Source organism: Nocardia sp. CY41 (assembly GCF_009829325.1).
GTDB lineage: Bacteria > Actinomycetota > Actinomycetes > Mycobacteriales > Mycobacteriaceae > Nocardia.
The window spans coordinates 1-21,781 of sequence record NZ_VUOS01000010.1 but is presented as its reverse complement, the minus strand read 5'-3'; the positions used below and the strand labels follow the sequence as shown (position 1 = coordinate 21,781).

The following is a 21,781-nucleotide window of genomic DNA, read 5'->3' as shown; positions in this document are numbered from 1 at the left end:
CTCTACGTCCCAGGCGCTGACACGGGCGCGACGAAACTGTCACGGATTCGTTGTGACAGCGTGACAGGCTCCCCGGGGGCGCAGCGAGCAGGGAAGGCCGGATGTGGCCAGGCTCACAGGTCGTCCGAACGTCGTCTACGGCTCCGGAGGCGCGTGTGCCTACGCTGACGCGGTGATTCGTTTCCGTGCGAGGGATCCGAGGAGGTCGCGGCGTGCGCAGAATCGGGTTGACGCTGCTGGCCGCGGCGCTGCTGATGTGGCCGGCTAGCGCGGGTGCGGCGCCGGACGACCGGTCGCTGGACCGGCTGGTCGCCCTGGTGCTGGAGCGGCTGGACACCGCGGACGCCGTCGCCGCGGCGAAGTGGGTGGCGGCGGGCGAACTCGGCACGGAGCCCGCCATCGACGATCCGGTGCGGGAAGCGACCGTCTACGACGCGATGGCTCGTCTCGGCAATGGCCGTGACCTGCCGGAGAACTGGGTGCGACAGGTTTTCTTCGGGCAGATCGAGGCCAACAAGACGGTGCAACGCGGACTGATGCTGCAGTGGCGCTTCGACCCGGCCGCGGCGCCCACCGCGCCCGAGGGGCTCGCCTCCGTGCGTCCGGTCATCGACCGGGTGAACGTCGAGATTCTCGACCAGCTCGATCTGCGCCGAGCCGAGCTGACCGCGCCGGATTGCGCGGAACGGTTGGCGCGCAGCGTCTTCGGCGTATTCACCACGGGGCACGGCGACGCCCTGCATCGAGCGGCGCTGGTGCGGGCCGCCGTATCCCTCTGCCCCGCTTAGACCGAATCGCCGGCCGCTCGTCGGCACTACGGCGAACACTGTGTCCAACACCACTCTCCGATATTTGCTGATTATGTGCTGAATGACACAGCGGACAAAAGAGGCCGGACGGTCGGATCACATTCATGGCTTGTCACGCCCGTGTCGGAAATATCTCAACGACCCGATCGTCGAGTTAGCCGCTGCCGCTTGGTTTGCCGCGCGGCGAACCGGGGAAATCCACTTCGACGCAGGTGAGGGCGGTTTCCGGGCTTTGTGAGGAAGGTCTCGGATGGGTGTCGCGCGCCGGTATTCCCAGGTGGCACCGGGTGCCATGGGGATCGATCGCACGGTACTCGCTGCTTTACACTGGACGACGCGCACACGTGGAGGACCTAATGCAGAAGCCCAGCTAAACCTGGTTATTAGCACTACCTAAGTTGGTTGGGCCCTGGACCTGACTTATCGTTTGCTCTTACGCCGAACACAGAACGTTCGGCTACCTCGCCCGCTCGGGCAGCCCTAGCCAGGTGCTCAGCGTAGCGGGCGAGCACCCGCTCGGAGGTAAGGATCTTGTTAGGGATCCGTTACCGAAGGGCACCCACTACGTCACAGAAGCGGGTGGAAAAAAACTGCAGACCTGACTGCACGCCGAAGACCATCAGCGCGGCTGGCTTCGGAACGTACGGGCGCAGTCTTGTACGGAGGCGTTCGACGAAAGGCCGTTTTCTTCGAAGGCCGACTTTCCTGAAGGCAGAGGCATGACGCAACTTCCTGGCCACCGGTCACCTGGACCCATCGGGCTCTACGACCCGGCGAACGAGCACGACGCCTGCGGCGTCGCATTCGTCGTCGACATGCACGGCCGACGCAGCCGCGACATCGTCGACAAGGCTATTACGGCTCTGTTGAACCTGGAGCACCGTGGCGCCGCGGGCGCCGAGCCCAACAGCGGTGACGGCGCGGGCATCCTGATCCAGGTCCCGGACCGTTTCTTCCGCGCCAGCGTGGACTTCGAGTTGCCGCCGGAGGGCTCCTACGCCACCGGCATCGCCTTCCTGCCGCAGGCCCGTCGCGAAGCCGCGCGCGCCGCCTACGGCGTGGAGAAGATCGTCAAGGAAGAGGGCCTCGAGGTCCTCGGCTGGCGCGAGGTGCCGATCGACGAGTCGTCGCTGGGCGCGCTGGCGCGCGACGCCATGCCGAGCTTCCGGCAGATCTTCATCGCCTCGCCGAAGAACGCTTCCGATCCGCTGTCGGAGATGGATCTGGAGCGTCGCGCCTACGTGGTGCGCAAGCGGGTCGAGCGCGAACTGGGGTCGGCCGGTGCGGGTGAGGGCGCGGTCGGCAGGGAGTCGGTCTACTTCCCGAGCCTGTCCGGGCAGACCTTCGTCTACAAGGGCATGTTCACCACGCCGCAGCTGCGCGCGTTCTACCTGGACCTGCAGGACTCCCGCGTGGAGAGCGCCCTGGGCATCGTGCACTCCCGGTTCTCCACCAACACCTTCCCGTCCTGGCCGTTGGCGCACCCGTTCCGCCGGGTGGCGCACAACGGTGAGATCAACACCGTCACCGGCAACGAGAACTGGATGCGCGCCCGCGAGGCGCTGCTGCGCAGCGACGTCTTCGGCGTCGACTCCGCGGGCAAGAACCGGCTGGAGAAGATCTTCCCCGTCTGTACCCCGGGGGCGAGCGACACCGCCCGGTTCGACGAGGTGCTGGAACTGCTGCACCTCGGTGGCCGCAGCTTGCCCCACGCCGTGCTGATGATGATTCCCGAGGCCTGGGAACGCAACGAGACCATGGACCCGCAGCGGCGGGCCTTCTACGAGTACCACTCGATGCTGATGGAGCCGTGGGACGGCCCCGCGTCGGTGTGCTTCACCGACGGCACCGTCGTCGGCGCCGTGCTCGATCGCAACGGCCTGCGGCCGAGCCGTATCTGGGTGACCGACGACGGCCTGGTCGTGATGGCCTCCGAGGTCGGCGTGCTCGACATCGACCCGTCCAAGGTGGTCCAGAAGGCGCGCCTGCAGCCGGGCCGCATGTTCCTGGTCGACACCGCCCAGGGCCGCATCGTCGGCGACGAGGAGATCAAGTCCCAGCTCGCCGCGGAGCAGCCGTACCAGCAGTGGCTGGACGCGGGCGTCTCCCGCCTGGCCGACCTGCCCGACCGCCCGCACGTGCACATGTCGCACGACCGCGTGCTGATCCGCCAGCAGATCTTCGGATACACCACCGAGGAGCTCAACCTCCTGATCTCGCCGATGGCCAAGACCGGCGGCGAAGCGCTCGGCTCGATGGGCACCGACACTCCGATCGCGGTGCTCTCGTCCCGCCCGCGGCTGCTGTTCGACTACTTCTCCCAGCTGTTCGCGCAGGTCACCAACCCGCCGCTGGACGCGATCCGGGAAGAGGTGGTCACCAGCCTCAAGCGCAACATCGGCCCGGAGGCCGACCTGCTGCACCCGGGACCGGAGTCCTGCAACATGATCGCGCTGGAGCAGCCGATCCTGGACAACGACGAGCTGGCCAAGCTCGTGCACATCAATGACGACGGATCGCACCCCGAGTTGCGCTCGGTGGTCGTGCGCGGCCTGTACCCGGTGAAGAAGGGCGGCAAGGGCCTGCGCAAGGCGCTGGAGGCGATCAACACCCAGGTGTCGGCCGCCATCGACGGTGGAGCGCGGATCATCGTGCTGTCCGACCGCGAGTCCAACGAGAAGCTGGCGCCGATCCCGTCGCTGCTGCTGACCTCCTCGGTGCACCACCACCTGGTGCGCGAGCGCACCCGCACCATGGTCGGCCTGGTCGTGGAGGCCGGTGACGCCCGCGAGGTGCACCACATGGCCACGCTGGTCGGCTTCGGCGCCGCCGCGATCAACCCCTACATGGCCTTCGAGACCATCGAGGACATGCTCGAGCGCGGTGCGCTCGAGATGCCGGGCAGCACCGGTGACCTGGCCGCCGACTACCGCAAGGCGGTCGCCAACTACAACAAGGCCGCGGGCAAGGGCGTGCTCAAGGTGATGTCCAAGATGGGCATCTCCACGCTGGCCTCCTACAACGGCGCCCAGCTGTTCCAGGTGATCGGCCTGTCGCAGGAGCTGGTGAACGAGTACTTCACCGGCCTGCGCTCGCACCTGGACGGCATCGGCCTGGACGAGATCGCCGAGGACGTCGCGCAGCGGCACCGGGTCGCTTTCCTGGAGAACCGCAACGAGCGCGCGCACCGCGAACTCGAGGTGGGCGGTGAGTACCAGTGGCGGCGCGAGGGCGAATACCACCTGTTCAACCCGGACACGGTGTTCAAGCTGCAGCACGCCACCCGCTCCGGCCAGTACTCGATCTTCAAGGAGTACACCAAGCTGGTCGACGACCAGTCCGAGCGGCTGGCATCGCTGCGCGGCCTGTTCAAGTTCAAGCACAAGGCGCGCAGCCCGATCCCGATCGAGGAGGTCGAGCCGGCCTCGGAGATCGTGAAGCGGTTCTCCACCGGCGCGATGAGCTACGGCTCCATCTCGGCCGAGGCGCACGAGACCCTGGCGATCGCGATGAACCGCCTCGGCGGCCGGTCGAACTCGGGCGAGGGCGGCGAGTCGCCGTCGCGCTTCGAGCCGGAGGAGAACGGCGACTGGCGGCGCAGCGCCATCAAACAGGTGGCCTCGGGCCGCTTCGGCGTGACCGCGCACTACCTGACCAACTGCACCGACATCCAGATCAAGATGGCGCAGGGCGCCAAGCCCGGTGAGGGCGGCCAGCTTCCGGCGCACAAGGTGTACCCGTGGGTCGCCGAGGTGCGGCACTCGACGCCGGGCGTCGGCCTCATCTCGCCGCCGCCGCACCACGACATCTACTCGATCGAGGATCTGGCGCAGCTGATCCACGACCTGAAGAACGCCAACCCGCAGGCGCGCATCCACGTGAAGCTGGTCGCGGAGCCCGGCGTCGGCACCGTCGCGGCGGGCGTGTCCAAGGCGCACGCCGACGTCGTGCTGATCTCCGGTCACGACGGCGGCACCGGCGCCTCGCCGCTCACCTCGCTCAAGCACGCGGGCGGTCCCTGGGAGCTCGGCCTGGCCGAGACCCAGCAGACGCTGCTGCTCAACGGCTTGCGCGACCGCATCGTCGTGCAGGTCGACGGCCAGATGAAGACCGGCCGCGACGTGATGATCGCGGCGCTGCTCGGCGCCGAGGAGTACGGCTTCGCCACCGCGCCGCTGGTGGTCTCGGGCTGCATCATGATGCGGGTATGCCACCTGGACACCTGCCCGGTCGGCGTCGCGACACAGAACCCGGTGCTGCGCGAGCGGTTCACCGGCAAGCCGGAATTCGTCGAGAACTTCTTCCTGTTCATCGCCGAGGAGGTCAGGGAGCTGCTGGCGCAGCTGGGCTTCCGCACGCTGGACGAGGCCATCGGCCGCGTCGACCTGCTCGACACCTCGCGGGCCAAGCAGCACTGGAAGGCCAGCAAGCTGGACCTGTCGCCGATCCTGGACGACGTCGAGACGGCGTTCATGTTCCAGGACCGCCGCTGCACCAAGTCCCAGGACCACGGCCTGGACAAGGCGCTGGACCAGCAGCTGATCGTGCAGAGCCGCGACGCGCTGGAGCGGGGTCAGGCGGTGAAGTTCGAGACCAAGATCACGAACGTCAACCGCACCGTCGGCACCATGCTCGGCCACGAGGTGACCAAGCTCTACGGCGGCGCGGGCCTGCCCGACGACACCATCGACATCACCTTCACCGGCTCGGCGGGCAACAGCTTCGGCGCCTTCGTGCCCGCGGGTATCACGCTGCGCGTACAGGGTGACGCGAACGACTATGTCGGCAAGGGCCTGTCCGGCGGCCGGCTGGTGGTGCGCCCGTCGCTGAACGCGCCCGGCGAGTTCGTCCCGGAGCGCAACATCATCGCCGGCAACGTGATCCTGTTCGGCGCGACCAGCGGCCAGGTGTTCCTCAGCGGTGTGGTCGGCGAGCGGTTCGCCGTGCGCAACTCCGGCGCCACCGCGGTGGTCGAGGGCGTCGGCGACCACGGCTGCGAGTACATGACCGGCGGCCGGGTGGTCATCCTCGGCGAGACCGGCCGCAACTTCGGCGCCGGTATGTCCGGCGGCGTGGCGTTCGTCTTCGACCCGAACGGCACCTTCGCCGCTCGGCTCAACCCCGAGCAGGCCGACGCCGTCGAGCAGCTGGCCGGTGACGATTTCACCTGGCTGCACGACATCATCACCCAGCACCGTGACCAGACCGGTTCCGCTGTGGCCGAGCGCATCCTGAGCGATTGGTCGCAGCAGGTGAACCACTTCGTGAAGGTCATGCCGCGCGAATACAAGAAGGTTTTGCTCGCCATCTCCGAAGCTGAGAAGAGCGGCAAGGACGTGGACGAGGCGATTATGGAGGCCGCACGTGGCTGACCCCCAGGGTTTTCTGAAGCACACTTCTCGGGAACTGCCCAAGCGGCGGCCGGTGCCGCTGCGCCTGATGGACTGGAAAGAGGTCTACGAGGAGAACTTCTCCCACCAGACCTTGCGGACCCAGGCCAGCCGCTGCATGGACTGCGGTATCCCGTTCTGCCACAACGGTTGTCCGCTGGGGAATCTGATCCCCGAGTGGAACGACCTGGTCTACAAGGACCGGTGGCGCGAAGGCATCGACCGGCTGCACGCGACCAACAACTTCCCGGAATTCACCGGGCGGTTGTGCCCCGCGCCGTGCGAGGCGTCCTGCGTGCTCGGCATCAACCAGGATCCGGTCACGATCAAGCAGGTCGAGGTCGAGATCATCGAGAACGCCTTCGACGAGGGCTGGGTGACCCCGGTCTACCCGACCCGCCTCACCGGCAAGAAGGTCGCCGTGGTCGGTTCCGGTCCGGCCGGTCTGGCCGCGGCGCAGCAGCTGACCCGCGCCGGGCACACCGTGACCGTGTTCGAGCGGGCCGACCGCATCGGCGGTCTGCTGCGCTACGGCATCCCGGAATTCAAGATGGAGAAGCGCTTCATCGACCGCCGTCTCGCGCAGATGGAGGCCGAGGGCACCATCTTCAAGACCGGCGTGAACGTGGGCGTCGACATCACCGCCGAGCAGCTGCGCGAGAAGTTCGACGCGATCGTGCTGGCCGGTGGCGCCACCCTGGCGCGTGACCTGCCTATCCCCGGCCGCGACCTGGACGGCATCCACCAGGCGATGGAGTTCCTGCCCTGGGCCAACCGGGTGCAGCTCGGCGACGACGTCACCGACGACAAGGGCCTGCCGCCCATCCATGCGAAGGGCAAGAAGGTCGTCATCATCGGCGGTGGCGACACCGGCGCCGACTGCCTGGGCACCTCGCACCGCCAGGGCGCGGCCAGCGTGCACCAGTTCGAGATCATGCCGCGTCCGCCGGAGGAGCGGGCCGCGTCCACCCCGTGGCCGACCTACCCGCTGATGTACCGGGTCTCCTCGGCGCACGAAGAGGGCGGCGAGCGGGTGTTCTCGGTGAACACCGAGCGCTTCGTCGGCGCGGACGGCAAGGTGACCGGTCTGGACGCGCACGAGGTCAAGATGGTCAACGGCCGGTTCGAGAAGGTGGAGGGCACCGACTTCACCCTCGAGGCCGACCTGGTGCTGCTGGCCATGGGCTTCGTCGGTCCCGAGAAGCCGGGCCTGCTCACCGATCTGGGCGTCGGCTACGACCAGCGCGGCAACGTGCAGCGCGACAAGAACTGGGCGACCAACGTTCCCGGCGTCTTCGTCGCCGGCGATATGGGCCGCGGCCAGTCGCTCATCGTCTGGGCCATCGCCGAGGGCCGCGCTGCGGCCGCGGGCGTGGACCGGTACCTGGAAGGCGAGACCGCCCTTCCGGCGCCGATCACCCCCACCATGGTGGCTCAGCGCTAGGTCCCCTCTCTTACCGGAGCGGAAACGAAGGCGCCTGTGGACAACTCGTCCACAGGCGCCTTTCGCGTGCCCGGGACGTTCCGCCCCCTCGATCCGCGGGCTTCGAATCGCACGGGGAACGGAAATCCGACACACTGCAGAGTTCGAATGGCATTGCGGCGTTCGTGGCTTTATTGTGATCTCCGGCGTGCTGCTGATCTTGGGATGCGGTTTTGGGTGCACGTCATACCGGTCGGGTGATGGTGTTCACCCGGCGTGCACTGGAACGACATCCGGTGAGTTCAGCATGGACGCGGCAACTCGGCGGGAAGTTCGACGAGGGCGAGGTTTGGAGCGGTATGCAGTGGAAGAAGGTCGTCGCGGCTCTGGGCGCGTCCGCGACCGTGATGTCCGGCTTGGTTTTCGGGGGTGCGTCGGCGAGCGCCGCGCCCGGTTGCCCGAGCCTGTACGTGGTGGCGATCCCGGGTACTTGGGAGACCGGACGGGACAAGACCCCGCAGCCCGGCATGCTGGCCGGCGTCACTCGCGGCCTCCCGTCCTCCACGGAGGTCGACTACGTGACCTATGCCGCGACCGCCTTCCCGTGGGAGGGTGAGGTTTACGGCAACTCCAAGAAGGAGGCGGTCGACAACGCCCGGGGTCTGATCGCGAACATGGCGCAGCAGTGCGGCGCGACCAAGATCGCCCTGGTCGGCTACAGCCAGGGCGCGGACGCCGCAGGCGATCTCGCCGCCGAACTCGGCACCGGCCTCGGTGTCGTGCCTGCCGACCGCGTCGCAGGCGTCGGCCTGATCTCCGATCCGCGTCGCTCGCCCACCGACATCCAGGTCGGCCCGGTCGCTCCCGGTGCGGGCGCGGGCGGCCCGCGGGTCGGCGGCTTCGGCTGGGTCAGCGATCGCACCCGCACCATCTGCGCGCTCGACGACCTCTACTGCGCGACCGCGACCGAGGACTTCGTCACCCGGTTCGCCGGGTTCCTGGCCCAGGCGTCGGACGCCAACCCCGCCAACATGTGGCGTTACCAGATCGAGGCGGGCAACATCATCGGCGACCTGATGAGCTCGGGTGGTGTCCCGACTCTGCAGGCGCAGCTGACCGACTCGGCCAACCAGCAGCGCGCCAAGGACCTGGAGCGTTTCTACAAGTCGCAGGCCCACACCCTGTACGGCAGCTACCCGGTCGGTGGCGGTCAGACCGCCATCTCCTGGATGCACAACTGGATCGCGGGAATGGCCTGAGCCGCAGCGAAACCACAGGGCCCACCTCCGGACTCGGAGGTGGGCCCTTTTCGATGTGGCCGGCCGGCTAGCTCGAACCGGTCGGCGGCAGGAACTGCTGGAACTGGTGGAACCGGTGCGGCGGGCCACCACGCCACGGTCCGTCACCCGGCCGGTCGTCCGGTCCACGGCGCGGGCCGTCGTGCCGTTCATGGTGCTCGAAATGGCGAGGCCTGCCGTCGATGTCGGCGCCCTGCTGCGGCGCGTCCACCAACTGGACCTGGTCCTGGACGGACGGGGTTTCGGCGGAAGCGTTCGCAGCGAGGGCGGCGAGCGGGACGGCGATCAACGACCCGGCCACGGCGACCCGAGCCAGACGCCGCAGCGGCGTAGCGGTTTTGGAGAGCGACACGGAATTCCTTTCTCTCGAACCGTGAACCACTGTCGGAAGCGGCTCACCGGTCCTATCGAAGATTCCGTCACTGGGACACCGGTGCGACAGACCTGGCAATCGGCTGGGAATGCTCAGCGCGGGCCGATATTGCGGGGCAGAAGATCCCACACGTGGCCGTTCTCGTTCACGGTGGCGGCCGTGCGCCGCCCGGTGCGGGAGAACAGGATCCTGGTGATCGAGCAGTAGTCGATGGGGAAGGTCAGCGGTCTCTCCAGCCCGAGGACCTCTTGCAGCAGCACGTTGACCACCCCGCCGTGCGCGAACGCGACCACAGTGTCCGCCGGGTCGGCGGCCGCGACGATATCGGAGACGGCGGCGTGGACCCTGGCCTTGAACGCGGCACCGTCCACCTGCACCGGCAGGTGACCGGCCTTGATCCGGTCGTAGGCGTCGCGGAATTCGACCTTGGCGTCCTCGATGGGGATGTAGGCAGGCAGATCGCGATCGTATTCGGCGAGGTCGTCGATGAGATCGACGCCGAGACCCAACTTCGCGGCGGTCGGCGCCGCCGTTTCCCTGGCCCGGCGCTGCGGGCTGCTCACCACACGGGACACCCGGTGATGGCCGAGCGCCGCAGGCACCCGCTCGGCCTGCTCCACGCCTACCGGGGCCAGCTCCGGGTCGGCGGGCCCACCCGAACTCAGCATCCGGACCGGCTGGGCATGGCGAACGAGAATCAACTGCACCCACCCACTCTGCCGCATCCGCCTGGCCGGTCTCAGCTCGCCCCGGTGCGACCGCTGTGTACGGCCACCTGCGGTGAGATACTCGATGCCATGACCGTCGAGCCGTTTCCGCAGTGGCTGCGTCCGCCGCCCGGCGGGTTCGTAGCCGAGGATCTCGATCGCCTGCCAGACCTTCCCCCACACACCGAGTTGATCGACGGAAGTCTCGTCTTCGTGAGTCCGCAGGCGAAGTTCCACATGCTGGCGGTCACGTTGCTCGATTCCGTGCTTCGCGGGCTCGCGCCGGAACACCTGCGGGTGCGCCGGGAGATGACCGTGACGCTGGGACGGGACCAGCGCCCGGAGCCGGACCTGATAGTGATTCACGCCGATCGCGACGGTGGTCCCGAGCTGACCTCGTATCAGGCCGACGATGTCGTCCTGGCAGTGGAGGTCGTGTCCGCTGAGTCGCGCACACGTGATCGAGAGCGCAAACCACAGCTGTACGCCCGGGCGGGCATTGCGCATTTCTGGCGGGTCGAGAACGTCGACGGCCGACCGGTGGCGTATGTCTACGAACTGGACCCGGCGACGAAAGCATACGCACTCACCGGTATTCATCACGATCGGCTGAAGCTGACCGTGCCGTTCGATATCGACGTCGACCTCACCGAGATCGACCGGATCTGAACCGGTCGCTCCGGTATGGATAGATGAGGTGGGTCGCACCGAGCCCCCACCGCGCCGATCTGCTTGTCCAGTCGACATCGGAAACACGACGCCGTGGACACGAGGCGGCCCGGGTCGCGCCGCGTCCGACGGGCCGTCGACGTCTGCCGCTAAGAGTTCTTCTTGCGCTTGGTCAGCAGATAGATGCCGCCGATGATCAGCGCGACCACCAGCAGGCAGCAGATCGCGCCGATGATGAGGCCGCCCCCGCCCCTGCTCTTCTTCTTTTTGGCGGCCAACTCGAGCGCGGAGTTCCACGTGTCGGGGCTGGCCCATACGGTGTGGTCCAGCAGACTCGCGTTCGTCAGCAGGTCAAGGTACATATTCGAACCCCTTTGGTGTAGCGGCCTCCTCCCGGAGCCGAATCTCCAAGGGTAGCGGTCCGGTTCGCTCGATGAGAACCCTTCCAACGCGAAGGCACGGTCAGCGGGGCTTCACCAAGGGGAAAGGCAAGGTCTCGCGAATGCTGCGGCCGGTGATCAGCATGACGATCCGGTCCACGCCCATGCCCAGCCCGCCGGTGGGCGGCATCGCGTGCTCGAGCGCCTGCAGGAAATCCTCGTCCAGTTCCATCGCTTCCGGGTCACCGTTGGCCGCGAGCAGTGACTGCTCGGTGAGCCTGCGGCGCTGCTCTACCGGATCGGTGAGTTCGCTGTAGGCGGTGCCGAGTTCGACGCCCCAGGCCACCAGGTCCCACCGCTCGGTGACACCGGGGATGCTGCGGTGCTGCCTGGTCAGTGGGGACACCGACGTCGGGAAGTCGATGTAGAACGTCGGCTCCTGGGTGCGGGATTCGACCAGGTGCTCGTACATCTCCAGCACCACCTGACCGGCGTCCCATCCGTGCTGATAGGGCACGTCCGCCTTTTCGCACAGCTCGCGCAGCTCCTCGACACCGGTCTCGGGAGTGATCTCGGCGCCGATCGCCTCCGACACCGCGCCGTGCACCGTCTGCACCCGCCAGTCGCCGGAGATGTCCACCTCCTCGAAAGTGCCGTCGCCGTTGGGCCGCAGGGCCACCATGGCGCCGTTTGCCGCGATCGCGGCATTCTGGATCAGCCTCCGGCAGGTGTGCATCATGCGCTCGTAGTCGCTGTGCGCCTCGTAGGCCTCCAGGATGGTGAACTCGGGGTTGTGGCTGAAATCGACGCCCTCGTTGCGGAAGGTGCGCCCGATTTCGAACACCTTCTCCATACCGCCGACGCACAGCCGCTTCAGATACAGCTCCGGCGCGATGCGCAGGTACAGGTCGAGATCGTAGGCGTTGATGTGGGTGAGGAACGGCGTGGCGTTCGCGCCGCCGTGCACTTGCTGCAGGATCGGCGTCTCCACTTCCAGGAAACCCAGCGAGTTCAGTGAGTCCCGCAGCGAACGCACCACCGCGCTCCGCTTGGCCAGCACCTCGCGGATCTCGGTGTTGATCGCCATGTCGACATAGCGCTGCCGCACCCTGGCCTCGGGATCGGCCAGCCCTTTCCACTTGTCCGGCAACGGGTGCAGGCACTTGCCCAACATCCGCCAGTCCGCCGCCAGCAGCGAGAGCTCACCGCGCCTGCTCGCCCCGATCTGCCCGCTCACCTCGATCAGATCCCCGAGATCGAAGAACTCGCCGAACTCGGTGCTGCGCGCGGCGCCCACCCGGTCGCGGTCGATGACCAGCTGGATGTCGTCGGTCCAGTCGCGGACCACGGCGAAGATCACACCGCCGTAGTCGCGGATGCGCAGCAGCCTGCCGCAGACCCGCACCGTGGTGCCCCGGGGCGAACGCCGCGCGTCGGCGACGGTGTGCGTCGGGGGATAGGCGACCGGATAGGGATCGATACCGGCATCGGCCAAGCGCGCCAGTTTGTCCATGCGCACGCGGACCTGTTCGGGCCTGCGCGGCAGCTGCTCCTCGGCCTCCGCCTCGGTGATATCCGGCGGACTGCCGTCGGCGTGCAGCCCGGTAACGGTGGCGGGCACCGCGACATGCTCACCGGTGTGGGCGGCGGCGTCGGGTTCCTTGCCGAACCGGGGCAGGAATCCCTCGGCCAGCGCGCTGGCCACCGCGACGCGCGGCAGCTGCCTGCGCTCTTCGAACAGGAAGAAGCGCGGCGCCCAGTACGGCTGGTATTTCACGTTCGACCGATACAGCGCCTCCAGCTGCCACCAGCGGGAGAAGAAGAGCAGGACGCCGCGCCACAAGCGCAGCACGGGACCGGCCCCGATCCGCCCGCCTTCTTCGAACACCGAGCGGAACACGGCGAAATTGAGCGACACCTTGGTGATGCCGTACTGCTCGGAGTTCAGCGCGAGCTGCGAGATCATCAGCTCCATCACGCCGTTGGGCCCGCCGGGGTCGCGGCGCATCAACTCCAGCGAGGCACCCGTGCGGCCCCACGGCACCAACGACAACATGCCGAGCACCCGGTCCTGCGGGTTGACGGCCTCGACCAGCAAGCAGTCGCCGTCCAGCGCATCGCCCAAGCGGCCCAGCGCCATCGAGAACCCGCGCTCGGTCTCGGTGTCGCGCCAGGCGTCGGCGCGGGCGATGATCCGGGCGAACTCCTCCGCGGGGATGTCGCGGTGCCTGCGGATACGGACGATGACGCCGTGTTTGCGCAGCCGGTTCGCGGCCTGGCGCACCGGCTTCATCTCCGGCCCCGCCAGCGAGAAGTTCCTGGTGTCCAGAATGGCCTCGTCGCCGAGGCGCAGCGCGGACAGGCCCGCGCGGCGGTAGGCCGTCGCACCGAGTTCGCTCGCGCCCATCACCGCGGGAGCCCACCCGAAACGATCGGCCAGGCGCAGCCAGGCATCGATCGCCTGCGGCCATGCCTCGCGGATGCCGACCGGGTCGCCACTGGCCAGGCACACACCCAGCTCTACCCGATAGGTCACCGCCGCTTTGCCGCTGGGTGCGAACACCACCGCCTTGTCCCGGCGGGTGGCGAAGTAGCCGAGGGAATCCTCCACGTCCGAGCGCTCCAGCAATCCGCGGAGGGCCGACTCGTCGGTGCCGGTCATGGCGTTCGCCGCCCGCTGCGAGCGCAGCAGGATGACCACCGCGGCCAGCAGCGCGACCGCGCCGAACAGGCCGAGCAGGAAGTTGACGAACGGCGGCGGATGCCCGTCGAAGTGCTCGTTGTCCGCCAGCACGGCAGCGGTCACGCGATAGACCGCCCAGCCCGGTCGCTGTACGCCCTGCGGGAGGCTGCCGGGGAACAATTCCACCAAGCCCCACCCGAGCAGCGCGCCGATGGCCAAACCGCAGGCCAGCACGCCGAGCGCCTTCCATCCGGCGCCACGGCGCACCTTGGTGTAGAACTCCGGCCAGGCCGCGACGAGCACGCCGATCGTGCCCAGGTGCAGCACCATCGCCACCAGCGCGTGAATACTGCCCCGATCGGCGAAGGTGACGGCGTTGACCACGGCGTAGATCGCGAGATAGCCGACCAGCAACCACCAGGCGATCCGTTTGCGGCTGGCGATCGCGCCTGCCGTCAGCCCGACGACCAACGCCCACATCAGGTTCGTGTCCGGCGCGTCGAAGTAATACGTATCGATATAGCGGCGCGGCACCTGGGTCAGGAAACGCAGGCCGGGCGAGAGGCTCCAGAGGAAGCACAGCACCGCGAATACACCGAGCGTCAATCCCGCGATATGCGGCACTTCCGAAAGTCGTCCGTGACCCCGGTGGGGAACCGGCGGAGTCGGTTTATCCGCGCGTGGTGCGGTATCGAGGTGTTGCTGGGCTTGCGTGGAGGTCACGGAACCAGTGTGTACGTGAGTGTGTCGGATTTGCCAAGCCTGCGGAGCGCGTGTTTGTGCGGTGTTTGTGCGGGCGGTACTTCGTCGCGACGAGTATGCCGCAGGTCGGAGCCGAACACGAACTTTCGTGATTCCGCGCCGACCGCGCGACAGAACCGAGCGAATCGGCGTGAATTTCGATACCTGCGGAAGGAGCGGCCGGATTTCGGTGCGATGCCGGTGCGGGCTCGAGTTGCCCCGAGATCGCTGGGCGTGTGGGGCGGTGTTCGGCGAGTTGGGGTGAGGGAGTAAGTATTACCCCATGTCGGAACCAGTCGAAGTACCGATCGATGACGACGTTATTCGGCTCGGCCAGTTTCTGAAGCTGGCCAACCTGATCGACTCGGGTTCGGAGGCGAAGACGGTGATCGCCGCAGGATTGGTGCGGGTGAACGACGAGGTCGAACTGCGGCGCGGGAGGCAACTGCAGATCGGCGACGTGGTGGCTCTCGCCGGTCACAAGGCGATCGTGTCCGCCTGACGGCCCGCGGCGGCGGCCGGAGCGGCCCGGCCGCGCCGCCGCACCGGCTCAGTCCTCGGCGCGCACCACGACGCCGTCGTGGTCGCTGTAGAGCATGTCGCCGGGCACGAACGTCACTCCGCCGAACTCCACCGGCACATCCCGGTCCCCGCTGCCGGTCTGCGTGCTCTTGCGCGGATTGGTGCCCAACGCTTTGATACCGATGTCCAGGGTCCGCAGAATGGCCGAGTCGCGAACCGCGCCGTTGACGACGACGCCCGCCCAGCCGTTCTCGACGCCGCGCCCGGCGATGATGTCGCCGACCAGTGCCGTGTGTACGCTCGCGCCGCCGTCGACCACCAGCACCTTGCCCTCGCCCGGCTCACCGAGCGTCTGCTTCACCAGGAGATTGTCCTGGAAGCAGCGGATGGTGGTGATGCGTCCGGAGAACGCAGCCCGCCCGCCGAACTGGATGAACTGCGTATCGCAGCTGCGGATCTCCGGGCCGATCTCGTCGGCCAGGTCGGCGGTGGCGATTACATTCTGCGATTCGGTCACTGGGCTATTTTGCCGCGACTTCGTCGCGGCGTGTTCGCGGCCCCTCTATGGCTCGCGTTTGCGCGACCGCCGCTTGCTCCTTCGTCGCGTACGCGGCGGCCGCGGAAACGCGAGCCGGGCCGCGAACGGCGGATGCTCGGTCTCGCTTCGCTCGAAACCTGTCGTTGTGGTGCGCTGGGCCCGTCAGGATTCGAAGTCGGCGCCCTGGCACGCGGTTCAGCATGGCCGGCGCACCTGGCTTCGTCGCCTGCACGGCAGTAACGCGAATGGAAGCCTGGCTGTGAACGGTGGGTGCTCTGTCTTGCTTCAGGCGAAACCGGTGGGTGAGCAGGTGTGGTGGCATGTGGCGGTGAGCGGGCTTTCCGAAGTTTGCTGGGGCCGGTAGCGGTTGATCGGTGTCGCAAATCCGCCGTGGCGGTCAGTCGAACGTGGACTAAGCCGCGGAGGGCGGAGGCTCGATCTCGCGGCGCGCGAAATTCGGGGTGGAGCTGGTGTGTTTTCGTCAGGTCGGGTGTGATTGTTGTCGCATTACCCGGGCTCACCTGTTGCGGTGGCGCAGGGCGGTCGCTTGCTCCTTTGTTGCGGAGCAGGGAGCTCGGGCGTGGTCCTGGAGGCGACCGGCACGGTCCGGATTGCCGGGCCGTCGGAGGTGGATGGGGTGGGCGCTACCCGGTGGATCGGCTTCGTTCCGTAGGCGTGCACAGGCGGCGCGCGTGGTTGTCAGCGCGCGAGGCGGTGGGCGGCGTTATCGGTGGCCGTAGCGCAGTTCGTACAGGTCGCGGTCGTGTTCGGTGCACTTGCCGTGGTCGACCAGGTCTGGGTTCAGGCCGTGCTGGACCAAGCGGAAGCGGCGCCACACGTAGCTGAGGGCGACGGTGAAGACGACCATCGGGACGATCATCATCACGATCAAGCCGATCTTCAGCGGCATCGGCCCGGGGAACAGCAGCACCAAGGCGAAGAACGGGATGATCGGCCCGAGGAAACGGACGAGATAGCGTTCCATGGCCCCGTGCCCGACGAGGTCGTGGGTGACCCACTCGTGCAGCTCTTCGGGGAGCTCGCGGCCCAGATCGTAGGCGACCCGCTGCCTGAACGTGGGGGTTTCCATACCACAAGGCTATGCCTGTGGTATAAGTCACCGCTAGTTTCCGGCGCGACTCATCCGCGTCCGTGCCTGCGCTCGTAGTCGAGCCGTTCGCGCTCGTCCCGGCGGCGGGCGTCGGCGTCCGCGAGCGCGGGGTCGAGACCGTGCTTGATCAGCCGATGGCGCCGGTAGACGTACAGCAGCGCCACCGTGAAGTAGATCAGCGGAATGTACAGCAGCGCCATCATCGCCAGACCCATCCACAACGGGCCGGGCAGCAGCAGGAAGAGCATGAGCACCGGAAGCACGGGCACCAGGAATCGCAGCAGATAGCGCCGCGTGGCCCCGGGCCCGACCAGGTCCTCGCGCACCCAGTCGGACATCGATTCCGGCAGGGTGCGGCCGAAGATGTAGCCGACCTTTTGTCCGAACGAGGGGGTAGCGCTCACGCCTCCAGCATCGCGATACCGCCACCACCGGCGCAACTACGCCCATTCGCTTCGAGGAACCGCACAAGTCGCGGCCACGATCCCGCCTCATGGCGGCCGACGGACAGCGGATCGATAGCGCGGCCTGGCACGCGACACCTACTGGCGCAACTGCTCGCCCTGCCGGCCATGCTGAACCGCGTGCGGAGGGCCGATGATCGAACCCTGACGCGCCCAGCGGACCCCAACTCCCGGTTTCGAGCCATGAAAGGTGCCGCGGACACGCCGCGACGAAGTCGCGGCTAGTTGACAGAGCCCGCGTGGAACGCGGCGATCTGCGTCACCAGGTTGTGCGTCGTGTGCTGCACGGCGATCTTCACGAACGGTTCGATGGTCTTACCGAGGGCTCGGCCCGCCAGGCCGCCGGGCACTCGGAAGTCCACGATCGCGTCGACGGTGCACAAGTCCTCGCCCTTGGCGTGGAACAGGAACGTGGATTCGACGTCGAAACCCTTGATCGACTCGACGCCGATCGCGAAGTTCTCCTCCCACCGGATCACCCGGATCCGCGATTTCAGCGAGGCGGGACCCAGCTTCATGTGCCCGTCGAATGTGGCGCCGACCCCTTCGGTCTGCTCGCCGACCGGAGTGAAGGACTGGATGCCGTGCAGGAATCGCGCCAGGTTCCGGTAATCGTTCACGTAGGCGAACGCTGACTCGGCCGAGGCCACGCAATCCTCGACGATCTTCACTTCGGTCATGAGCAGACCCTAACCGGGGCGCGACGATCCGGCTCAGGCTGTCACCGCCAGGGTGGCGGCGAGGCCGAAGGCGAGCGCCATCACGATCACCTCGGCTACCGCGCGGCGTAACGACTCGTCGGCATCCATCCGGTGGTCGGCCGCTTTCGGCACCCAGCTGCGCCGCCACCACCAGCCGAGAGCGAGCAAGCCGAGCAGCACCACGGTCTTCGCGAGCAGGATCCGGCCGTAGCCGGTGCTGACGAACGGAGCTATCCCTCCCACCCGGATCAGCCCGTTGAGCAGGCCGGTCACCGCCACGATCGCCACCAAGGGCAGCGCCACCGCCGAATATCTCGGCAGTGCCACCGCCCACTCGCCGCGGGTCCGCACGACCAGTGCCAGCGCGATCAGCAACCCCAACCAGGCGCCCGCCGCCAGCGCGTGCACCGCGGCGAGCACCGACCCGAACGCCTGCTGCGACATGTGTCCGGTGATCGGCCGCAACGCCAGTGCGACCGCGGCGAATACCAGCACCAGATCCGCGGAGGCGGACCCGGGCCGCCGGAAGGCGAGTGCCGCCCCGCAGGCCACCGTCACGACGCCGACCAGGATCGCGATCCCGATCTGCCCGCCGCTGACCTCGACCAGATAGGTGGCGAACTCTTCGGCGCCGAGTTCGCGCACCGGAACGCCGACCACCTCGGCTGCCTCGAAGATCAGCACGGCGAATTCCGCGACCGCCCAGATTCCGGCGAGCACCGCGAGCAGCCGCCACGGTGTCGTCAACCGCGGCGTCACCTTGGGCAGCGCCGCCAATCCGAGTGCGGTCGCCCCGACGCCGTCGGCCACCACCCGCACCACGGCCTCGCCGGGCAGCGGGCCGGGCAGGATCAGCACCCAGGCGAGCGCTACCCCGAGCAACCCGGCCGGGAAGGCCAGGAGCAGAGCGGGCCATGGCATCCGGCCGGGGGCGCGGCGCGCGCCGCCTCGGCCGCCGGTCTTCACGTCGCTCACCGCTTCTGGTCGCGGCTCCTGCCGCCGAACAACGCGAACGCGAGTCCGCCACCGAACAGCACCACCGCCCCGGCGACGAACACCCACAGCGGAATTCCGTCCGAGCCGTCGGAGCTGTCGTGAGCCTTCGCATTCGGTTTCGGTCCCGGCGTGCCGTTGCCCGGCTTGCTGAGCGTGAAGTGCCGTTTGCCACTGACGGGGTGTCCGTCGGCCGAGGTCACCCGGTAGGCGATGGTGTATTCGCCGGTCGGCCCCAACTCGCCCAAGACGACGCTCACCGTATTGCCTTCGACCACGGGATCACCCTTGGACCAGAGGTTGCCGTCGGGCCCGACGACGGTGAGCGACGGAAAACTCGGCTGCAGTGCCTCGTTGAACGTCACGCTGGCGCGCTCGGGCCCGGCGTCCACTGTCGCGTTGTCGTCCGGGACGCTTCCGGTGGCCGCGGAGTGCGCGGTGGCGACGCCGGTTGCGGCGATACCGAACCCGAGCAGGAACAGGCCGGCGACGAGGGCGACGAGGAGTCGGCGGTTCATGCGCGACGTCCTCGAATGACAGTGCCGACGCCCAGCGCGACACCGAGCAGGCCGAGCGCGAGACCGATCCCGCCGAGCCAGCGGGCTGTCTCGTCCTCGTGCTCGGAGTCCTCGTCCGCGGCTTCGCTGCTCACTTTGTGCCCGTCCGAATCCTCTTTCCCGGCGGCCAGGGTGATGGACGGGGCCGGATGCTCCGGTTCGTCGCCGTCCTTCTCGACCGGTTGGTCCCAGCTGACCACCTTGCCGTCGGAATAGGTCTGCTTGGCGGGGAAGCTCACCGAATCCTGCGCGGGCAGCGGGCCGACGGACACCGCGAAGCGCTGGAACTGGCCGGGCGGGATACCCGGCGCGCCGGGATCGGCGGTCCAGGTGATCGCGGTGATCTCCTTCTTGTCGTTGCGTTCGACCTTGGCCGACCATCCGGGAATCGGCTCGGTCCGCGCCGATTTCAGGTTGGGCAGGGTGACGGTGAGCGCTGTGGTGCCCGCGGTGTCCGATTCGGTGGGCACCCGGAAGGTGGCGACGGCGTATCCGCCTTGGGTCGCGCCGGGAGCGTCCACCGTGACGTGGGCCGCGGCGGTGCCGGCCGCGAACAGGACAAGTGCCGTTGTGGTGCAGGTCGTTCCGACGGCGCGCGAAAGAGAGCTGTGCATGCTGAAGCTTCCTGTGCGAAGGGAAAGGGGTGTCGGGCGGTCAGGCCGACACCGGCGGCGCGCGCGGGCCGAGCGCACCGAGTGGAGCACAGCGATAGGGCGGGAGGCCGGAATACGGCCAGAGCGGCGCGCCGACGATCCGCGCGCGCCGCGGCGGCGCGAGTATCGCGCGGAGTGCGCCGGAGGCGGCGGCGTAGAGCCGCTCGGTCAGTGCGATCAGCGCCGCGCAGCCGATCGTCGCGGCGATGTGCGCGAACAGCATCCCTCCCGTCGGCAAGGGGGATGATGGTGCGCCGGAGCCGGTTCCGGCGTGGTCGTGGCCGAGCAGGACCGACAGCGCGACGTGGCTCAGCAGCTGACCGGCGCCGAGTAACCCGGCCACGACGGACGGGTGCGCCCGCACGGTTCCCGCGACCGAACCGAACCCGGCGGCGATCAGCAACAGCAACGTCAGTTCGGTGGTGCCGGGCGCGCCTCCGCCCGCCGCCCCGTGCGCCGCCACGGCCAGGACGCCCACCAGCACGCCGACCAGGCCACCACGCAGGTGGCCGGTGATCGGGTGCGGGGACATCGGGCCGGGAACGCTCAGCGCACGCCGAGCCGCGCCAGGATGTCGGACTCGATCCCGGACAGTTCGTGGGAGATGGACGCGTGCACCGACCGGCGGCGGTTGGCCGGCATCTGGTCGGAGGTGTGCACCGCCGCCGTCAGGCTGCCGAGACGGTCTTTGGTGGCGGTGACGAACTTCTGCGTCTCGCCCTTGTCCTTGCCGTCCTGCGCGCCGATCTTCGCCAGGGCCGCTTCGGCATTCGTGATGCGCGCCTGCAGCTTGGCTCCGTGTCCGCTGAAGTCGCCGAGCTGGTCGATGCCCACGCCGAGTTGCTGGGCGCGGCGGGTGTCCAACTGCCCGCGCAGGAAGGTGGCCCCGCGGTAGGCGAGGGGGGCGAGCACCGGGATGAGCACCCGCGCCACGCCGAGATACTTCTTCACCTGACCGGCGCTGAACGGATCGCGTTCGGCCTTGGCGGCCACCTTCAGCGCGGCCTTCTCCTCCGCCTGGAAGGCCGCGATCTGCGCCTTGGCCACCCTGCGCTGGGTACGGGCCTCGGCGCGGCGTGCCTTGCGGTCGTTCTTCGCGGCGAGCTTGGCCTCGATCGCGGCCTTGTGCTTGAGGGCTTTCGCCTCGGCCCTGCGGCTCGGCCGCCGCTTGCGCTTCGTGAACAACCCCATCGAAGGCCCTCCGTCATGCTGGTTCGCCATGGCAGTACGACGCCGGGGAAGCCCGTCCGCCCATGTCACACGCTTTGTCGCTACCCTATCGGGTCCTCGGTGTCAGCTGCGAGGGTAGTGCGACCTCCGTCCTCCGCACCTGCCGAAGTGGCATCACCGCCGGTCGACCGAACTTCTGTCCCGAGCGATCCGGCCAGATATCTCACGTCCCCTCCTGCCCTGCGCTGGATGCACGATTACCACCTGACGCAACCACCCACCTGAACTCCCGGTTTCGAGCGGAGCGAGACCGAGCATGCGCCGTTCGCGGCCCGGCTCGCGTTCGAGCGGCCGCCGCGTCCGCGACGAAGTCGCCAGCGGCGGTCGCTCGGACGCGAGCCATGAGGGGGCCGCGAACACCCAGCGCCGCAGGCGCTGGAATTCAACACTGTCGGGGGTAGGGACCATACTGCTTAGAGCGCCTATCAGGTTCGGTTGCGGAGTCTTCGCCAGCAGATGAGGGCGGCGGCGAGGTCGAGGAATCCTTGGTGGATGTCGGTGCGTCGTTCCCAGCGGGTGGCCAGGCGGCGGTACTGGTG

The 21,781-nt window shown here is 68.1% G+C and carries 19 protein-coding genes; 6 read left to right on the top strand and 13 right to left on the bottom strand.

What is annotated here, in order from left to right:
* Window positions 1–212: 212 nt before the first annotated feature.
* The 4 genes from GVY64_RS12600 to GVY64_RS12585 all read left to right on the top strand — a co-directional run bounded on the left by GVY64_RS12600 (window position 213) and on the right by GVY64_RS12585 (window position 8,881).
* Window positions 213–788 (top strand): chorismate mutase, encoded by a 576-nt coding sequence (locus GVY64_RS12600; protein ID WP_159840875.1) that lies wholly within the window; start codon window positions 213–215, stop codon window positions 786–788.
* 740 nt (window positions 789–1,528) lie between these two features.
* Complete coding sequence (gltB, locus tag GVY64_RS12595) at window positions 1,529–6,181, top strand: glutamate synthase large subunit (RefSeq protein WP_159840873.1); 4,653 nt, start codon at window positions 1,529–1,531, stop codon at window positions 6,179–6,181.
* Window positions 6,174–7,643, top strand: a complete 1,470-nt coding sequence (locus GVY64_RS12590) for a glutamate synthase subunit beta (RefSeq protein ID WP_159840871.1) — start codon at window positions 6,174–6,176, stop codon at window positions 7,641–7,643. The genes gltB and GVY64_RS12590 overlap by 8 nt, the downstream gene beginning before the upstream one ends.
* Window positions 7,644–7,981: 338 nt before the next feature.
* The gene (locus tag GVY64_RS12585) at window positions 7,982–8,881 is read left to right on the top strand and encodes a cutinase family protein (RefSeq protein WP_159841134.1); all 900 of its coding nucleotides are present in this window, start codon (window positions 7,982–7,984) and stop codon (window positions 8,879–8,881) included.
* A gap of 67 nt (window positions 8,882–8,948) precedes the next feature.
* Here GVY64_RS12585 and GVY64_RS12580 read toward each other — a convergent pair whose 3' ends face one another.
* Both GVY64_RS12580 and GVY64_RS12575 read right to left on the bottom strand, forming a co-directional pair.
* A complete protein-coding gene (locus GVY64_RS12580; RefSeq protein WP_236566787.1) occupies window positions 8,949–9,272 on the bottom strand; it encodes a hypothetical protein in 324 nt (107 codons plus the stop codon).
* 113 nt (window positions 9,273–9,385) lie between these two features.
* Entirely contained in the window at window positions 9,386–10,000 is a 615-nt protein-coding gene (locus GVY64_RS12575; RefSeq protein ID WP_159840869.1) for a histidine phosphatase family protein, read from the bottom strand.
* Between the two features lie 90 nt (window positions 10,001–10,090).
* Here GVY64_RS12575 and GVY64_RS12570 point away from each other — a divergent pair, with 90 nt between their 5' ends.
* Window positions 10,091–10,669, top strand: a complete 579-nt coding sequence (locus tag GVY64_RS12570) for a Uma2 family endonuclease (protein WP_159840868.1) — start codon at window positions 10,091–10,093, stop codon at window positions 10,667–10,669.
* Between the two features lie 149 nt (window positions 10,670–10,818).
* Here the strand turns inward: GVY64_RS12570 and GVY64_RS12565 are convergent, their stop codons facing one another.
* Both GVY64_RS12565 and lysX read right to left on the bottom strand, forming a co-directional pair.
* Complete coding sequence (locus GVY64_RS12565) at window positions 10,819–11,031, bottom strand: hypothetical protein (protein WP_201297999.1); 213 nt, start codon at window positions 11,029–11,031, stop codon at window positions 10,819–10,821.
* 100 nt (window positions 11,032–11,131) lie between these two features.
* Window positions 11,132–14,455, bottom strand: a complete 3,324-nt coding sequence (gene lysX, locus GVY64_RS12560; protein ID WP_159840866.1) for a bifunctional lysylphosphatidylglycerol synthetase/lysine--tRNA ligase LysX — start codon at window positions 14,453–14,455, stop codon at window positions 11,132–11,134.
* 301 nt (window positions 14,456–14,756) lie between these two features.
* Between lysX and GVY64_RS12555 the strand changes: the two genes are divergently transcribed.
* Window positions 14,757–14,975 (top strand): RNA-binding S4 domain-containing protein, encoded by a 219-nt coding sequence (locus GVY64_RS12555; protein WP_159840864.1) that lies wholly within the window; start codon window positions 14,757–14,759, stop codon window positions 14,973–14,975.
* A 48-nt stretch (window positions 14,976–15,023) separates the two neighbouring features.
* Here GVY64_RS12555 and rraA read toward each other — a convergent pair whose 3' ends face one another.
* The 9 genes from rraA to GVY64_RS12510 form a co-directional block, all read right to left on the bottom strand.
* A complete protein-coding gene (rraA, locus tag GVY64_RS12550; protein WP_159840862.1) occupies window positions 15,024–15,512 on the bottom strand; it encodes a ribonuclease E activity regulator RraA in 489 nt (162 codons plus the stop codon).
* 745 nt (window positions 15,513–16,257) lie between these two features.
* Window positions 16,258–16,623 (bottom strand): DUF5313 family protein, encoded by a 366-nt coding sequence (locus tag GVY64_RS12545; protein WP_159840860.1) that lies wholly within the window; start codon window positions 16,621–16,623, stop codon window positions 16,258–16,260.
* A gap of 50 nt (window positions 16,624–16,673) precedes the next feature.
* A complete protein-coding gene (locus GVY64_RS12540; RefSeq protein WP_159840858.1) occupies window positions 16,674–17,048 on the bottom strand; it encodes a DUF5313 family protein in 375 nt (124 codons plus the stop codon).
* A 281-nt stretch (window positions 17,049–17,329) separates the two neighbouring features.
* Window positions 17,330–17,788 carry an SRPBCC family protein gene (locus GVY64_RS12535; protein ID WP_159840856.1) on the bottom strand — a complete coding sequence of 153 codons (459 nt, stop codon included), beginning with the start codon at window positions 17,786–17,788 and terminating at the stop codon, window positions 17,330–17,332.
* Window positions 17,789–17,821: 33 nt separating this feature from the next.
* The gene (locus GVY64_RS12530; protein WP_442939573.1) at window positions 17,822–18,775 is read right to left on the bottom strand and encodes a CopD family protein; all 954 of its coding nucleotides are present in this window, start codon (window positions 18,773–18,775) and stop codon (window positions 17,822–17,824) included.
* A 5-nt stretch (window positions 18,776–18,780) separates the two neighbouring features.
* The gene (locus tag GVY64_RS12525) at window positions 18,781–19,320 is read right to left on the bottom strand and encodes a copper resistance CopC family protein (protein WP_159840854.1); all 540 of its coding nucleotides are present in this window, start codon (window positions 19,318–19,320) and stop codon (window positions 18,781–18,783) included.
* Complete coding sequence (locus GVY64_RS12520; RefSeq protein ID WP_159840852.1) at window positions 19,317–19,973, bottom strand: YcnI family copper-binding membrane protein; 657 nt, start codon at window positions 19,971–19,973, stop codon at window positions 19,317–19,319. The genes GVY64_RS12525 and GVY64_RS12520 overlap by 4 nt, the downstream gene beginning before the upstream one ends.
* 40 nt (window positions 19,974–20,013) lie before the next feature.
* Window positions 20,014–20,544 (bottom strand): hypothetical protein, encoded by a 531-nt coding sequence (locus tag GVY64_RS12515; RefSeq protein WP_159840850.1) that lies wholly within the window; start codon window positions 20,542–20,544, stop codon window positions 20,014–20,016.
* 14 nt (window positions 20,545–20,558) lie between these two features.
* Complete coding sequence (locus GVY64_RS12510) at window positions 20,559–21,203, bottom strand: DUF6474 family protein (protein ID WP_159840848.1); 645 nt, start codon at window positions 21,201–21,203, stop codon at window positions 20,559–20,561.
* Window positions 21,204–21,781 lie beyond the last annotated feature (578 nt).

Excerpts from the sequence above, each read along its gene's own strand:
- gltB (WP_159840873.1), top strand. The coding sequence starts at position 1,529 with ATGACGCAACTTCCTGGCCACCGGTCACCTGGACCCATCGGGCTCTAC.
- GVY64_RS12585 (WP_159841134.1), top strand. The coding sequence starts at position 7,982 with ATGCAGTGGAAGAAGGTCGTCGCGGCTCTGGGCGCGTCCGCGACCGTG.
- GVY64_RS12570 (WP_159840868.1), top strand. The coding sequence starts at position 10,091 with ATGACCGTCGAGCCGTTTCCGCAGTGGCTGCGTCCGCCGCCCGGCGGG.
- GVY64_RS12565 (WP_201297999.1), bottom strand. The coding sequence starts at position 11,031 with ATGTACCTTGACCTGCTGACGAACGCGAGTCTGCTGGACCACACCGTA.
- GVY64_RS12555 (WP_159840864.1), top strand. The coding sequence starts at position 14,757 with ATGTCGGAACCAGTCGAAGTACCGATCGATGACGACGTTATTCGGCTC.
- GVY64_RS12545 (WP_159840860.1), bottom strand. The coding sequence starts at position 16,623 with ATGGAAACCCCCACGTTCAGGCAGCGGGTCGCCTACGATCTGGGCCGC.
- GVY64_RS12535 (WP_159840856.1), bottom strand. The coding sequence starts at position 17,788 with ATGACCGAAGTGAAGATCGTCGAGGATTGCGTGGCCTCGGCCGAGTCA.
- GVY64_RS12525 (WP_159840854.1), bottom strand. The coding sequence starts at position 19,320 with ATGAACCGCCGACTCCTCGTCGCCCTCGTCGCCGGCCTGTTCCTGCTC.
- GVY64_RS12520 (WP_159840852.1), bottom strand. The coding sequence starts at position 19,973 with ATGCACAGCTCTCTTTCGCGCGCCGTCGGAACGACCTGCACCACAACG.
- GVY64_RS12515 (WP_159840850.1), bottom strand. The coding sequence starts at position 20,544 with ATGTCCCCGCACCCGATCACCGGCCACCTGCGTGGTGGCCTGGTCGGC.
- GVY64_RS12510 (WP_159840848.1), bottom strand. The coding sequence starts at position 21,203 with ATGGGGTTGTTCACGAAGCGCAAGCGGCGGCCGAGCCGCAGGGCCGAG.